Here is a 13,673-nt window from a genome sequence, read left to right as displayed (position 1 = left end):
CCCCCTTTCATTATGTAAGCATCACTATGATGATCTCAATTATTGTTAAAATTGACATACCTACTTCCTGAATTAAATCTAGACTAAAGCTCCGTCACGTCCGAACTTTACAAATAGATTTACTTTGTTTCTTCAAAGTGACAAGAACATAAACTGAATTGTGATCTCTATCTATAAAGTATGTATCCCGGATGAAGAAATTTGTGTAGCCAGCTGTCTTGAGTATCGCTTTACTCATCATGAGCATATCCATCTGAATATCTTAATCAGTTGGAAAAGCCACATTAGCAGTAAACGCTGCATGTACTTAAAAGAAAGAATTATCAAATTTAAAGTTTAAGATTTTATGGCAATCCTTACGCACTATTTCCTTTATTGGGCCATTATGTCTCATTAAAACTGCTGTTTTATTCAGATATCAAACATCTTGGGTGTCTTTCTTATTCTTAAACCATTGAATAGCATTTCGGCGAGTTATTGCAACAGGTATTAATAGCAGAGTACCGACAATAAGCAACATAAAAAAGATCACAAACAACGCACCTGTTCCCGGAACAATTTCTTCATAGGTAATAAAGCGTTCCTCTCCCTGCAGGGCGAAGAACCGAGAATTTTCGAGAAAGACTAGATGAAAAGCGATTGATGTCCATAAGCTTCCTGTAACAATACGCAGGAGTTGAAGGATGAATCCAAAAGACAACAATAAAACGATGTAATCTAAAGTGATAGCAGGTGACTCAATTCCAGCTATATATTGCAAACCACTTACAGCTATGGGTGCAAGCACAAACAGAATCGGCTGCAGGAGCAAGGCCATGAAACAGTTAAATCGCCTGTTTAGAGCATAGTACACCGCCCCACGAAAAGTTAATTCCTCTGGAAAAGCTTCATAAAAGAAAGCGATAATCATATTTAAGAGCAATACTGTAACTAAATGAATAGAGAAATGAAATTGTGTAATTTTGACCCAGCCCAATAAATGGGCGATTGTGAATCCAGATCCGGATGGTTGATTAACGGCATATCCTTCTTTTAAAGTCCTAATAAACAAATTAGGATCAATCTTTTTACAGCTTATAAAGAACATTGGCATATTGTTCATTTTTGTATTTAAGCAATTCGAAATTAATCAACGGTTTGTATAAATCTTTATCTGATAAATTTAATTTATTTCTAAAGTATTTAATTGCTTCATCTTGTTCTTAGAAATAATGTTTGGCATTTTTCTAATCTCCTTTTTATATAATGTTTTAATACACACTAAATTGGGTAAAAATTTGTAGAGGTGATTTCTTTGAATAATGACCATAAAGTTACTCATTACTCTTCATTTATTTTTTCAACAATCATGGTATTACTAGTCGCCATCTTTCCACAATACACTTCTTGGTTTGTAACAGTTTTCTTCCTGGGTTTTGCACTTATCTATACATTCCAAAGACATAAAACAAGTTCTTCAAAAGCAATTTCTTATATTTCGTATTTTTTATTCATCGTTTCATTGACTTACACTTTAGTTAATCGGTTCCTGCTGATTCCCAGTCATCAGCAGCTATTTTAATGTTTTGATTGTTAAACACTGAGGCTGTTTTAAGTACATTAACTGGTTGATTAACACTTAATGGAGTTGTTTGGTTGTTTGTGGCTTCTTCTTAGCTTCCGCCCCAGCCGCAAAAGGTGAAAGCAACCCACCAATGACCAATGTTCCAACAATACCTACCTTACAATTGTAGAGTTCAAGGTAATCCTCCTCCAAATGTAAAATTGTGTACATTCGGAAATTACCCCACATTTATCCATTTAAACCACAATATTGTTTTAGACAAATAAAAAGAAGGAGTCTCCAAAAATTATATTGTTGGGATAACCTCTGTTCAAGATTATAGACTATTTACAAAAATGGTTTGAGTATTCAAATCCAGACTTCTTCGAACTATACGAAAACCTTGCTCTGGGCCAATGCCATTTGGATCAAACTTTCCTGAAAAATCTATCTGGATGCTGGTGACTCCGCCAACCCAACCGCCTCTTTTAGTAACCCGCCATGAACCACTTTTCGAATCTCCGTACCAATTCCAGCACCATTCCCTTACATTACCAGACATAGCGTAAAGTCCTAACTCGTTCGGGTTTTTTTGACCCGCAGTTTTTGGTTTACCATGGTTATTTTCTATTGCAGGCCGTTCCAATTGCCTGATAGGTACTTATTTATCTCCAGAGTTCGTCCAATACCATGCTACTTCATTTACCTCATTGCTGCCGCTGTATGTGTAACTCTTGCTCATCTGTCCTCCACTTACAGGCATATTCCCACTCTATTTCTGTGGCAATCGGTATCCCTTAGATCCTGAATTGATCGTGACTGTTCATTTTAAATTACCGTACTCACTTTGCTTATTGAAGTCTTTCTTATTCTTGATTATATTGTAATAGGGTTTTAAGCCCTCTTGGATACTGCGTTTATTACAGTATTCAAGAGCATCATACCAACTTACCATTTCTACCGGCAATTTGTCGCTTTTGGATTGTGAGGGGTTACTTCTGTCCACTCTTTCTGAGTTACCTCATTTTTGCCGAAAAACTCGATATTTTTACGCCTTTTCCATAAAAGTTAGACTTTTTGATCTTAACAGTCTCACCTTTAATTAGTATAAAGTTTTGAGGATCTGGTTCAACTACCGAGATATTTTTATTTTGCTTAAGGCTTATGTTTGATGAAGAAGGGGTTATGTGAAGGTGTCTCTTGTGAGCAAGCGCTGACTACAAAAAATATCGCTATTAAACAAAAAAATTAATACTATTCCATTACACTTATAGGGAAAGTTATAAAACCTGATGGAGAATATGCCAAGGCCGTTCGCCTCGTAGAAAGGACCTTTAACGATTACTCCCGAGGCATATAATGAGAATCCAACTAAAAGACCGTCGCCTCTTAGTAAACTCACAATAACAACGATTATAAACTTTCTCAAGGAACGATCAGCAGCCCGTTAGCTACCCTTAATTAAAGATAATCTGTTACCACACTGTTACGTTAGAACTTCCACTACTTTTATATCCCTCTGTCGCTAAGACTTGGTAAGACCAATTACTGCCCAGATTCATCCCATATCTCTTCCATGCGTTAACGTGATTGCTGAAAGTGATTGTAGCGTTGCTTCCAGTTGGTCTCTTCGACTGGCGAACACTCCAGTACTGCGTAAAAGTAGTTTTATCGCCATCAATGGAAGGTGCATCATAACGTGTAGTTGTGTACACGTCATATGTACCCCCATCACTGTAAACCGTACCTTTATACGTTCCAGTAGGTCTATAAGTACCCCATGAATCCACTACATAATATTCAATGAGAGGTGCTCTCGTCCAACCATATAAAGTCAAATATCCATTGCCATTCGGCGCCCAAACTCCGGCATTATAGTTTATTGTTCTAAATGGCGAGCCTATAGTCCAGCCTTTACCAACAACGAAATTTCCGGTATTAGACCAATTCACACTGTAATTCCCGCCAGATCCATTGACTGCGTTTACTGTTCCGCCCCCATCAGTCCAATTTTGCCAGTAATCTGTGCCAGCTGCAGAGGCGGTTGCCGAAAACATGCTGATACTCATTAAAGCTGCCGTTAATCCAACTAAGAAATTCTTTTTAAATTTAAACATATGTTACCTCCTATAATATTATTTCTGACTTTGACATGAGGTAGCACTCGTATATATTTAAAACATTGTTCATTACTAACGCCAAAGCTTTTGATCGTTCCCTTCAATATAATATCACGAATTCACGAGCAAATATTAAGAACATTTGTAATTTAATTACAAATACCTAAAAAATTATATTATAAGTGGTCTTGTTCCGCCATAGCCTGATCCTTTTTTCGCAGAATCACAAATCTTGTTACTAAATCTGATGGAGTAATATCTGTAATTAACTCCTATTCGAACCATTTCCTATAAAGGAAAAATACACTAGAGATTGTGAAGTCATTGTAGCTGCCCCGGGTGGTGCTCCTGACTTTGAAGCTGTAATGGAACATTTCATATCCAAAAAATCAGCTCATAAGACTGTTTACTGTGTCTTCAATGTTATCTGCAAAGACGGTCAGTCAATTGCCTCTAAGCCGCTCACTGTGCGTAAGACAGTTTTGAATTCACTTGAACTGAATCATCCTAATGTCTTTGTTATCGAAGGAATTCAAGGTAACAGACTAACTAACTTACTTTACCTTGGCCAAATAAAAAAATTAGAGGGAATCGTGCTCAAGAAAGCTGACTCCCCTTATGAAATCAATAAACGTTCACACAATTGGCTGAAAGTGATCAATTATGATTACACTGAAGTTCTCATAACGGCTACACTAAGAAGGATATAAAATTCCTTCCATCCTATCCCGATGGAACTTCAGCTGGATTTATGGAATTCATGCCACATGCAGAACGAAGTAAGTTCCACTCTATGAAACAAGTAAAGTCTGAATCTGATGAATATGTATTTATTGAGCCCATTTAATGTAAGGTTAAGCACAGATTTAAGACTAAACACGGTAAACTCCACATGCCTTCCTTCGAATCCTGAAGAGTATAAACTCTCCGTTACATAACTTCTTAGTGCCAAGCCCTATAAAGCTTAATGAAAATTTAGTACATGGTTTAATTAGTTTATTTAATTTTCATCTATTCAGCAATAAGGGTAAACGATACTTTCTACAAATCCAATCTCCTTTCCCTTATTGCGAATTTTCATTCATCCCTCATAGCTGTACGCCCATATTTCTTTAGAATCCCTCAGCTCGCCACAGTTCCCTGTTATGATGAATTCTCTAAAACTATTGATCATCTGCCACACGTTACCTCCGTGTGAAAATCCGTTTGGATCGTGGCGTAATTCATACGGATAAACGTCTTCCCCCGTGTAATTATCAACAAAGAATAGCTGTGTTCTGAATTTGACATACGCTTTTTGATTAGATTGTCCTGAGATGTTTTCTTTGCTATAGAAAGTTCGACGCTCAATGCTTGCGATAAGCTTTATCAGGTCATTAATATCATTCATGCGTTTAATTTGTCCTTCCCTTACCCCCTTTCGATAAAATAAATATTTTATTTTGATTCTAATGTAATCTTTTTAAATCTCTTTTTAGTTTCCCATATTTCTTTTACATTTGTCTCGGAGGTGAAATGTAATGAGATTTCTTCAGGGATTTTTTTGCGATTTGGACTTTTGATAAAGTCATGGATTATACAATAGCTGCTGTAATTTGGTTTGTATTCAAGTCCAAATCAAAACAGACTGAGTATCATGATCACTTCGAAGAAAGACGCCGCCATAGAAACTAAATCATCCTTCTATGATTTTTATCGATACGTGTGTTTTTCCGATAACGATCCATCCTTATATGTTTAGTTAAAAAACTATCTTTTATTTAGACTTGTTCAGCTTGTCGTATAGTATTTAACAGTTCTTTCTCAAATGTTTTTATGTGATTGCCTTCGAATCAAACCCTTACTCTTGTTTCGTTTTCAAATTCATTATTTAAAGCAGCTGCCTATTCAGTTTTTACATAAATACATTTATACTTGCTGTCATCAACTACATAAGCGTTCAGTATTTTCACTCCTTCGGATCATGATTTTAGTTAACTTTAAAGTACATCGTCTTGAGAAATTCCCTTTTAATTGGTAAGCTGACACCTAGGATCATACAAAGCAGGTGATGTCTTGAATAAAATAATCGGAATAATTGGATTAATTGTTTCCTTAATTGTGCAAGGGTTTTCAGCAAGTGATTCGTTGACTCATGAGATTGCTATGGCTTGTCTATTTGTATTCTTAATCATTTATAATTTTGAACATACTAAGGATTTCTCTAAAAAATCTCTAATTGTCTTAGGAGCAATCTTTATAGCACTAATGATAGGTATTTATCAACTCCTTTCCTTTATCGGTGATTACTTTGAGAGGCTCAACTTAAATATTGGACTTATCATCTTACTTGAGATTGCTTTGATCATTGTTTTGGTATCTATTGCAGTAAACTTAATGAAGCTTATTGCGAATCGGTTAAGGAAAACACCTCATGGAAAAGAGTTTTAACTCTTTTCCTTTTTTATGCTAAGTGCCCCTTTCTATTGGTCTGGTCTCTTATGTATGAAATCAAATGCAATATCAACTTTCTCAGGTTCCATTTCCTCTGTTTCTCGCTGCTAGTTGGCCATTTTCCTGACGATTCATGCTCTGGACTGAATATTCTTTAGCAGCGTAATATTCACTACGTAGTTGCTATGCAGATTCGTCTTTATCACTCGTGTACCATCCACTTATTTTATTTTTATTCTTTATTGGTTTATATGTATTCTATTCTCAGCTGAAATAAGGATTGTCTTTAAGGAACAGTACTTCCTCTATCTGTTGACCACGTGATTCAAAGTGAAAATCAAAATCGCTATAGCTTCTTATTATTCATACTGTAATCATCATTAACCCCCCCCCTTACAGATTTCAATAGTAATAAAAACATCTTAATATCCGTATTTAAATGACATTAACCGACACACAATTTCCATATGTATGGTATTAATATCACTATTTCCCTAATCCATAAAACCATATAATGTGATTGCAAGAAGAAAATTATGGAAATTGGGGATTTTACATGAGTTACAAAAAAGCATTAACAGGTGTTGCATTATCTGTAGGTTTACTTGTTTCAGCATCTCCAGCGTTCGCTGCAAGTACAAGCCCGGATCAGGTAGTAGCAAATGTTGCAAGTGATGATTTTAAAGCTCAAGCTATCACATGGGATCTGCCTAGCACTACAGGTATTTTTGCCAACACATTTGAACAAGACGGAATCCGCTGGTATTTAAAAAGTATTACAAAAGTCTCGGAAGGATATTGGATTGGCCACTACGAAGGTGTACGAATATAAGATCGTAATTGGGGGCTTCTGGCTCCCTTTTTTAACTTCATCGTCTTCCGCATTCAGATCATTTGTAAACATCCATATGCCCATAGTTCTAATTCACTTTCGCCGGAGCTAGGACAAATAATATCTTCGACCGCGCCCTTCAATAACTCAGGATTTTGATTATATCGCCGATCATTTTGTTTGTTGCCGTCTTCGTAAATAACGGACTTGCTTCTTTCTTTTTCTCGTTAACGATGTACCATGAGCCTTCCAGTATTCTTACTTCTCCGATGAATGTTCCCGCCCTGTATGGAAACCATAGCTCCGTTTCCTTCTGCTTGACGTTTTCACCCGCATACATTATTTTCCTGATTGCATTTTTCTCTTTGATCAGTTTCCGTCATAAGTGCCGCTGTGGAGCTGTCGGTGACACAAACCAAAACACCATTACACTGACGACGCAATACCCAATCACCATCGATGGTTAGGCTCCTTAATGCATCTGCTCGCCGTCCCATACTCTGAATTCTGTGTTCATTGCGCATCCTCCTATATATATCTCTCTTTTGATCGTTTTTAAAGCGAATGAAGCCGTGTTTTTCATATCTACTTTGTGAAAACACTTTCTATCTTCTGTATCGCACAGAGGAATTTTTATAGCTATGTGGATTGTTCATAGATTTTGTATGTGCCGGTTTTCTGTTGCATAATGCACATGGTTTACTTTCTGTTGATGAGATCCTCCTATTTTCACGCTATTTCCTCCTTAACGCCCTTGCTGCAGCCGCATTTAGAGCAGCAGGCATCTAGGCGGATTTATATATTTAAACGTAGTTCACCAAACGTTAACAAAAAATCCCTTGGATATTTTTGTATTCCATGTAATAATACAAGTGTATTAAAAAACAAAAGGAGTGTTTAAAATGAGAATGAAAAAAGTTTTAGCTGGTTCTGCTTTATCCCTTTCTTTGCTGGTATCAGCTGTCCCTGCTTTTGCTGCTAGTCCAGATGGTACACATTCTGAAAATAATAGTGTTGCTTCAAGTGATTTCAAAGCTAAACTTTATACAAAAGAAGAAACAAATGACTCCGGCATCTTTATTAATACGCATACCGATGCGGAAGGAATCACTTGGTTCCTGAAAAGAATCAATAAAAACAGCGATGGAACTTGGACAGCATATTATGAAGGTCGTAAACTTTAGCCATTAGAGAGGGAGCTTTGCTCCCTTCTATCATTCTTATTTAAAAGGGGAAAATTTCCACTATGTGGTCTCATAAGTAAGAAATCAAATGCAATATCAACTTTCCCTAATTCCTTCTTTTCTGATACTCGCTGAGATCCTCAATGGTCTCGACTGATTCACCCTTAGCTGCAATATAAGTAATTGATCATACCATTGATGTGATTGCTGTATAAGGTTCGTCTTTAAAATACAAGCCTCAATAAATGAAAAACGATGGACTCTCCATCTTCATTATTAAAGACAAGATTGAATATATGCAGTACTTTATCAGAACAACTATTTCTTATAAAAGAATAAAATAAGTGTTCGTTTTGCATCTTTCCTGTTACGAAAACTCTACTCAAGCCAGAAATCATTTTGTTTTTTTAAAAAACATTCTTGATTTTCACATTTATATAAGCACTCATAAAATATTAGATCATATCCATTATATATAACTAAAATGCCGGTATAATTGCTATTATATGGAGATTTAACTACCAAATATATGGGGCATATTTACATCTAAATACTCAAAAACAAGAACAAACGTGCCTATAGCACTTTCATTCCACACCTTACCCAAATTTTCATTTTCCTAATTCCGTCTCAAAAAAATTACATGGTAATCGCTACCGTATAGTACCAATGTTTTTCTCTCTTATAATTCCCCCTTTTTCTTCAATACTTACTTAAAGCAGCCACTTCCCTCTACTCCCTCTTACGTTTTACGATCGTTTAATCCCTATTCATCAATCAAATTAGTCAATATCCATATGTTTATCGCCTTTTTATTTTACGATAAGCATGTTATTCGCGTTCGATATATGACTTGATTGTATTTGTTGACAATTTGACAGAGAAATTTAATGCACTTCTAACTTTTTTAATTGCAATAGGAATTGTGGTTGCCCCCACAACTCAAGGCATTTCTGACAGTGAACAAGCAATGGATTACCAATCTCCACAATAAACCCTAAATTGAGGAGGGTATTTTTTCGTTTTTAAGATAACATTAATCTTCCTTATTCATTTAAATATGATAAAATATTACATATTTAATATAGGAGGGCTTGTCTTGGAGCAAATGATCTCTTCTTCTAAAGTTGGAGTGAAAATAAATGAGTGGTATAAATACATAAGATTGTTTAGTGTCCCAGATTCGGAAATATTGAAAGCTGAGGTCGAGGAAGAAATAAAGCATATGAAAGAAGATCAAGATTTATTGTTGTACTATTCTCTCATGTGTTTTCGCCATCAGCTGATGCTGGATTACCTTGAACCCAAAACAATGAACGAAGAACGCCTCAAAATTTCAGACTTATTAGAAAAGATCGAAAGTAACCAAACTGATTTGAAAGGAATTCTTGAATATTATTTTAACTTTTTCCGGGGTATGTATGAATTTGAACAGTACGAATATCTTAATGCCATAAGCTTCTATAAGCAATCCGAGAAAAAGCTATCACTTGTCGCAGATGAGATAGAACGAGCAGAATTCCACTACAAAGTTGCAGAGATTTATTATCATATGAAGCAGACACACATGTCGATGCATCATATAGTTCAAGCAATAGAGACTTATAAAGCACATGAAACATATACTGTAAGGGTTATTCAATGTTCGTTTGTTATTGGACTAAACTATTTAGATATGGAATATCCTGAAAAAGCGATCCCTCATTTTAAAGAAGCTCTAGACAAAGCAAGAGAAATCGACATGCCACGTTTAATCGGTTCGTCCCTATATAATCTTGGCTTATGTTCATTTGCTGAGGAAGCTTATGAAAAGGCAGCTGAGTACTTTAAAGAAGGTATACTAGTATACCAAAACAACGGGTATGAGCATTCAAATCGTTTATTAGATATCTTGTTAATGTTATCAAAAACCACATTTAAAATGAGGAATCAATCAGAAGCAATTTCTTGGTGTGCGCATGGTCTGTCTTTGTCCAAGAATTTAAATGATGAAATTATGGCTAAAATGTTTGAATTCATTAATGCCTTATATGTTGATGACGACAATGAAGAATTAAATTCGATTCTAAATTATTTAGAATCGAAATCAATGCTTTCAGACGTGGAGGATTTAGCCTCAGAAGCAGCGAAGTATTATAATGAAAAAGAAGACCATAAAGTAGCTAATGTTTTTTATGAGAAAGTGCTTTATGCCCGTAAACAAATTCAGAGAGGGGATTGTCTTTATGAAACTTAAGCATGCATCTGTCTTTATTTTAGCCATTGTTTTAATTGGATTTGTCAGCATTTATTTAACTAACACTCAAAAAGATGTCCAAGAAGCACGTAGAGGGCATACAGCAAGTATTGGTGATCTCACTAACGGACATTCATTTGAAGTTGCAAGTAGAGGTCATACTTCTTAAATATGTATCATTCCCCCCTTCAAATTTTGAAGGGGTTATTTTTACGATTTATGTCCACCAGTTAGACCTGTTTTCTGAAGTGCAGTTCCTGCAGGTGTATAAGAAACTGTTCTCAGGATCGCTTTCGATTCGTATTTGTTTCTTTCCCATTCATTACAAACCCGAGCTCTCTTCTACCAAATAGTCTTATTTGCTGATTAGAGTTATCTTCAATATTAGACTTACATGATTCTAGTAAGAAGATTGTTATTATCATTATTTTGACTGATGTTCCCTTTTAAAAGAATCATGTATGATCGATATAGAAAACGTTTTCAAAGAAAGGGGATACCAACATGTCTAATCGTATGAAACGAGTGTTGTTGCTTTTTGTCACTGGATTGTTTATGAGTTTGTCTGCAGTCACTTCTACTGCCTCGGCTCAAACCGGCGGATCGTTTTTTGACCCTTTTAACAGCTATAACTCCGGATTATGGCAAAAAGCACATGGTTATTCGAATGGAAATATGTTCAACTGCACTTGGCGTGCAAATAACGTCTCAGTGACGTCAATAGGTGAAATGCGTTTGGCGCTAACAAGTCCATCTTATAACAAGTTTGACTGCGGGGAAAACCGCTCTGTTCAAACATATGGCTATGGACTTTATGAAGTCAGAATGAAACCAGCTAAAAACGCAGGGATCGTTTCATCGTTCTTCACCTACACAGGCCCAACGGATGGAACTCCTTGGGATGAGATTGATATCGAATTTTTAGGAAAAGACACAACAAAGGTTCAATTTAACTATTATACAAATGGTGCAGGAAACCATGAGAAGATTGTGGATCTTGGATTTGATGCAGCCAATGCCAATCATACGTATGCGTTCGATTGGCAGCCAAACTCTATTAAATGGTATGTCGATGGGCAATTAAAACATACTGCGACAAGCCAAATTCCGACAACACCAGGAAAGATCATGATGAACTTGTGGAATGGTACGGGTGTCGATGAATGGCTTGGCTCTTACAATGGTGTAAATCCGCTATACGCTCATTATGACTGGGTGCGCTATACAAAAAAATAATGCCAAATGTGAAAGAGCCTGCTGCAATATAGCAGGCTCTTATGATTGTAATGAGAAAATTGTTGGCGTTCCCTATAGTGAAACTGAAGAGCAAATAGAAGTTTAAATTTATATGAGTTTAGTTTCTTAACTAAATGATAACAAAAAGCGAGTATATTTTTAGTCGCTTTTTGTTATGGCTTATGCCCACCAGTAAGCCCAACTATGTAAAGCGCAGTTCCTCCAGGTGTATAAGAAACTGCTCTCAGAATCGCTTTTAATCCGTATGCTTCTAATTCCATCCATAACGAATCCAGGCTTTCTTCTCTTTTCATTATCCACTTCAAATAAACTCAACTGTTGATTAACTTCATCTTCAATATTTGATAACGTAACCGAGATACTTCTCTCTTACCCGAGTAAAACTTATGAAAGAGCATCAAGCAGCATCTATAAATATCCATCGTGATATTTGTGGGAAGATCAATTGTTTTTGCTCGATGAAATTCCCCCCAAGCTTATTGTTCGACCAACTTTGTTATGTGTACGTGCCCTTTCTGCAAATCTCCAAGAGAACAGCTTTCACGTCTCCAAATAAATAAACCTCTAAAAATTAGTAGACATAAAAAATAACAAGGGCTTTAAGACCCTTGTGAAAGCTTGGTTTCATTACACTCTCTATCTTCCTTTTTTATCATTCTATATTCTTTTACGAATTTTGGTAAAAAAAGAAAAATGTACCGTTTGGTACCTTTTTTATATTCATTTCTCATTTCTTGTGAATTTTGGCAGTTCGAATATAATTGCTATGATGCCGCAGATCCCGATTAAAACAGGATAGAAAGAGTAATGCAAGATGCTGACAGGTGAAATATTCCCAAACTTCCCGGCCGATAACATCTGCGCGCCATAAGGAATTAAGCCTTGTACCACGCAGGAAAAGATATCTAAGATACTTGCCGACTTTCTATTGTCGATTTTAAATTCATCAGAGATATTTTTGGCTATCGGTCCGGCTGCAATAATAGCAATCGTATTATTGGCAGTAGCTAGGTTAGTAACACTGACCAATCCGGCAATACCGGCTTCAGCACCTTTTTTCGAATTGATCTTTTTGGAAATGAATCCCACCAAAAAGTCAATCCCTCCGTTTTGTTTCATGACGCCGACCATTCCGCCAATTAACATTGAAAGGATGATAAGATCAGACATTCCGGCAATTCCATCCGTAATTGCTTTAAAATAAGACTCAAGCGTCAAGCTGCCGCTTGCAAACCCTATAATTCCTGTTAAGATCAATCCCCCAAAAATGACAGCCACCACATTAAAACCAATTAACGCAAAGACTAACACGGCAACATAAGGAAGTACTTTAAACCAGCTGTAAGATTCAGCCCCGGTATGTCCTACGTGTCCTGTCGGGATAAAAAATAATAAAATGATAGTTATGATAGCAGCAGGCAAAACGATCAAAAAATTCGTTTTAAATTTATCCATCATTTGTGTTTTTTGTGACCGTACTGCCGCGATGGTGGTGTCCGAAATAAAAGAAAGATTATCTCCAAACATAGCTCCGCCGACAACAGCTGCAATAGCGATTGCAGTAGACAAGCCAAGTTCTCCGCTCAAACCGGCGCTAATTGGAGCAACTGCGGCAATCGTCCCCATCGATGTTCCCATCGAAACAGAAATAAAACAAGCAATGATAAAAAGCCCTGGCAGTATAAACTGATTCGGAATAATGCTCAAAGCAAGGTTAACGGTTGAGTGTACCGCTCCCATCGTCTCAGCTGCAGAAGCAAAAGCACCCGCTAATATAAAAATGATAACCATAATAATAATATCAGGATGTCCCGCCCCGGAAGCAAACCATTCTATTTTCTGATTGAGAGATTGCTTCTGGTTAAATGAAAGCGCGAAAGCTGATGCTATAATTGCCGCAATCAATATCGGCAATTTATAGAAATCTCCAGTCAATACACCAGAGCCGACAAAAAGGCCTACAAATAAGACTAGCGGCAATAGCGCCCAAGGATTTCCATTTTGTTTCATCTAAGTAGCCACCTTTAATTTCAGTATCAAGTCGTAAAATATAGTCTAAACAACATTC

Annotated in this window: 13 protein-coding genes and 7 pseudogenes; 9 read left to right on the top strand and 11 right to left on the bottom strand. The window is 36.4% G+C overall.

The window, feature by feature from the left end; all coding sequences use genetic code 11:
• Nucleotides 1–418: 418 nt before the first annotated feature.
• Nucleotides 419–1,006, bottom strand: a pseudogene (locus P3L57_RS09580) (CPBP family intramembrane glutamic endopeptidase); the annotation flags it as partial.
• Nucleotides 1,007–1,222 (bottom strand): annotated as a pseudogene (locus tag P3L57_RS09575) (hypothetical protein); the annotation flags it as partial.
• A 72-nt stretch (nt 1,223–1,294) separates the two neighbouring features.
• On the opposite strand from P3L57_RS09575, the gene P3L57_RS09570 reads away from it, so the two are divergent.
• Entirely contained in the window at nt 1,295–1,561 is a 267-nt protein-coding gene (locus P3L57_RS09570; RefSeq protein WP_083244468.1) for a hypothetical protein, read from the top strand.
• 319 nt (nt 1,562–1,880) lie between these two features.
• Here the strand turns inward: P3L57_RS09570 and P3L57_RS09565 are convergent, their stop codons facing one another.
• From P3L57_RS09565 to P3L57_RS09555, 3 genes are all read right to left on the bottom strand, one after another.
• Complete coding sequence (locus P3L57_RS09565; RefSeq protein ID WP_254665040.1) at nt 1,881–2,189, bottom strand: formylglycine-generating enzyme family protein; 309 nt, start codon at nt 2,187–2,189, stop codon at nt 1,881–1,883.
• Nucleotides 2,190–2,366: 177 nt separating this feature from the next.
• A complete protein-coding gene (locus tag P3L57_RS09560) occupies nt 2,367–2,549 on the bottom strand; it encodes an SUMF1/EgtB/PvdO family nonheme iron enzyme (protein WP_325099870.1) in 183 nt (60 codons plus the stop codon).
• A 469-nt stretch (nt 2,550–3,018) separates the two neighbouring features.
• Nucleotides 3,019–3,660, bottom strand: a complete 642-nt coding sequence (locus P3L57_RS09555) for a glycoside hydrolase family 11 protein (RefSeq protein WP_059293828.1) — start codon at nt 3,658–3,660, stop codon at nt 3,019–3,021.
• A 314-nt stretch (nt 3,661–3,974) separates the two neighbouring features.
• Here P3L57_RS09555 and P3L57_RS09550 point away from each other — a divergent pair.
• A pseudogene (locus P3L57_RS09550) lies at nt 3,975–4,576 on the top strand (ATP-dependent DNA ligase); the annotation flags it as partial.
• A 102-nt stretch (nt 4,577–4,678) separates the two neighbouring features.
• Here the strand turns inward: P3L57_RS09550 and P3L57_RS09545 are convergent.
• Both P3L57_RS09545 and P3L57_RS20740 read right to left on the bottom strand, forming a co-directional pair.
• A pseudogene (locus P3L57_RS09545) lies at nt 4,679–5,053 on the bottom strand (hypothetical protein).
• A 445-nt stretch (nt 5,054–5,498) separates the two neighbouring features.
• A pseudogene (locus P3L57_RS20740) lies at nt 5,499–5,606 on the bottom strand (hypothetical protein); the annotation flags it as partial.
• 112 nt (nt 5,607–5,718) lie between these two features.
• Between P3L57_RS20740 and P3L57_RS09540 the strand changes: the two are divergent.
• Together P3L57_RS09540 and P3L57_RS09530 are read left to right on the top strand one after the other, a co-directional pair.
• Nucleotides 5,719–6,093 (top strand): YoqO family protein, encoded by a 375-nt coding sequence (locus P3L57_RS09540; protein ID WP_069486584.1) that lies wholly within the window; start codon nt 5,719–5,721, stop codon nt 6,091–6,093.
• A 559-nt stretch (nt 6,094–6,652) separates the two neighbouring features.
• Nucleotides 6,653–6,928 (top strand): LCI fold-containing protein, encoded by a 276-nt coding sequence (locus P3L57_RS09530; protein WP_024121546.1) that lies wholly within the window; start codon nt 6,653–6,655, stop codon nt 6,926–6,928.
• A 139-nt stretch (nt 6,929–7,067) separates the two neighbouring features.
• On the opposite strand, the gene P3L57_RS09525 is transcribed toward P3L57_RS09530, so the two are convergent.
• The gene (locus P3L57_RS09525; protein ID WP_059291765.1) at nt 7,068–7,268 is read right to left on the bottom strand and encodes a hypothetical protein; all 201 of its coding nucleotides are present in this window, start codon (nt 7,266–7,268) and stop codon (nt 7,068–7,070) included.
• 562 nt (nt 7,269–7,830) lie between these two features.
• On the opposite strand from P3L57_RS09525, the gene P3L57_RS09520 reads away from it, so the two are divergent.
• From P3L57_RS09520 to P3L57_RS09505, 4 genes are all read left to right on the top strand, one after another.
• On the top strand, nt 7,831–8,112 hold the full coding sequence (locus P3L57_RS09520; RefSeq protein ID WP_024121543.1) for an LCI fold-containing protein: 282 nt from the start codon (nt 7,831–7,833) through the stop codon (nt 8,110–8,112).
• A gap of 853 nt (nt 8,113–8,965) precedes the next feature.
• Complete coding sequence (locus P3L57_RS09515; protein ID WP_083244467.1) at nt 8,966–9,106, top strand: phage holin; 141 nt, start codon at nt 8,966–8,968, stop codon at nt 9,104–9,106.
• 105 nt (nt 9,107–9,211) lie between these two features.
• Nucleotides 9,212–10,348, top strand: a complete 1,137-nt coding sequence (locus tag P3L57_RS09510; protein ID WP_069486583.1) for a response regulator aspartate phosphatase — start codon at nt 9,212–9,214, stop codon at nt 10,346–10,348.
• Nucleotides 10,338–10,517 (top strand): aspartate phosphatase, encoded by a 180-nt coding sequence (locus tag P3L57_RS09505; RefSeq protein WP_069486582.1) that lies wholly within the window; start codon nt 10,338–10,340, stop codon nt 10,515–10,517. Before P3L57_RS09510 ends, P3L57_RS09505 begins: the two co-directional genes overlap by 11 nt.
• Before the next feature lie 41 nt (nt 10,518–10,558).
• Here the strand turns inward: P3L57_RS09505 and P3L57_RS09500 are convergent.
• Nucleotides 10,559–10,737, bottom strand: a pseudogene (locus P3L57_RS09500) (UV damage repair protein UvrX); the annotation flags it as partial.
• Nucleotides 10,738–10,852: 115 nt separating this feature from the next.
• Here P3L57_RS09500 and bglS point away from each other — a divergent pair.
• The gene (gene bglS / locus P3L57_RS09495) at nt 10,853–11,584 is read left to right on the top strand and encodes a beta-glucanase (RefSeq protein WP_069486581.1); all 732 of its coding nucleotides are present in this window, start codon (nt 10,853–10,855) and stop codon (nt 11,582–11,584) included.
• A 173-nt stretch (nt 11,585–11,757) separates the two neighbouring features.
• Here the strand turns inward: bglS and P3L57_RS09490 are convergent.
• Nucleotides 11,758–12,152: pseudogene (locus P3L57_RS09490) on the bottom strand (DinB/UmuC family translesion DNA polymerase); the annotation flags it as partial.
• 173 nt (nt 12,153–12,325) lie between these two features.
• On the bottom strand, nt 12,326–13,615 hold the full coding sequence (locus P3L57_RS09485) for a Na+/H+ antiporter NhaC family protein (RefSeq protein ID WP_069486580.1): 1,290 nt from the start codon (nt 13,613–13,615) through the stop codon (nt 12,326–12,328).
• Nucleotides 13,616–13,673: the final 58 nt, after the last annotated feature.

Origin of the sequence: Bacillus sp. B28, assembly GCF_029536185.1 — a bacterium.
Lineage (GTDB): Bacteria > Bacillota > Bacilli > Bacillales > Bacillaceae > Bacillus > Bacillus halotolerans.
Note: the sequence above shows the minus strand (reverse complement) of the source record. Positions and strands in the feature narration are given on the sequence as shown.

Excerpts from the sequence above, each read along its gene's own strand:
- P3L57_RS09555 (WP_059293828.1), bottom strand. The coding sequence starts at position 3,660 with ATGTTTAAATTTAAAAAGAATTTCTTAGTTGGATTAACGGCAGCTTTA.
- P3L57_RS09530 (WP_024121546.1), top strand. The coding sequence starts at position 6,653 with ATGAGTTACAAAAAAGCATTAACAGGTGTTGCATTATCTGTAGGTTTA.
- P3L57_RS09525 (WP_059291765.1), bottom strand. The coding sequence starts at position 7,268 with ATGTATGCGGGTGAAAACGTCAAGCAGAAGGAAACGGAGCTATGGTTT.
- P3L57_RS09520 (WP_024121543.1), top strand. The coding sequence starts at position 7,831 with ATGAGAATGAAAAAAGTTTTAGCTGGTTCTGCTTTATCCCTTTCTTTG.
- P3L57_RS09505 (WP_069486582.1), top strand. The coding sequence starts at position 10,338 with ATGAAACTTAAGCATGCATCTGTCTTTATTTTAGCCATTGTTTTAATT.
- bglS (WP_069486581.1), top strand. The coding sequence starts at position 10,853 with ATGTCTAATCGTATGAAACGAGTGTTGTTGCTTTTTGTCACTGGATTG.
- P3L57_RS09485 (WP_069486580.1), bottom strand. The coding sequence starts at position 13,615 with ATGAAACAAAATGGAAATCCTTGGGCGCTATTGCCGCTAGTCTTATTT.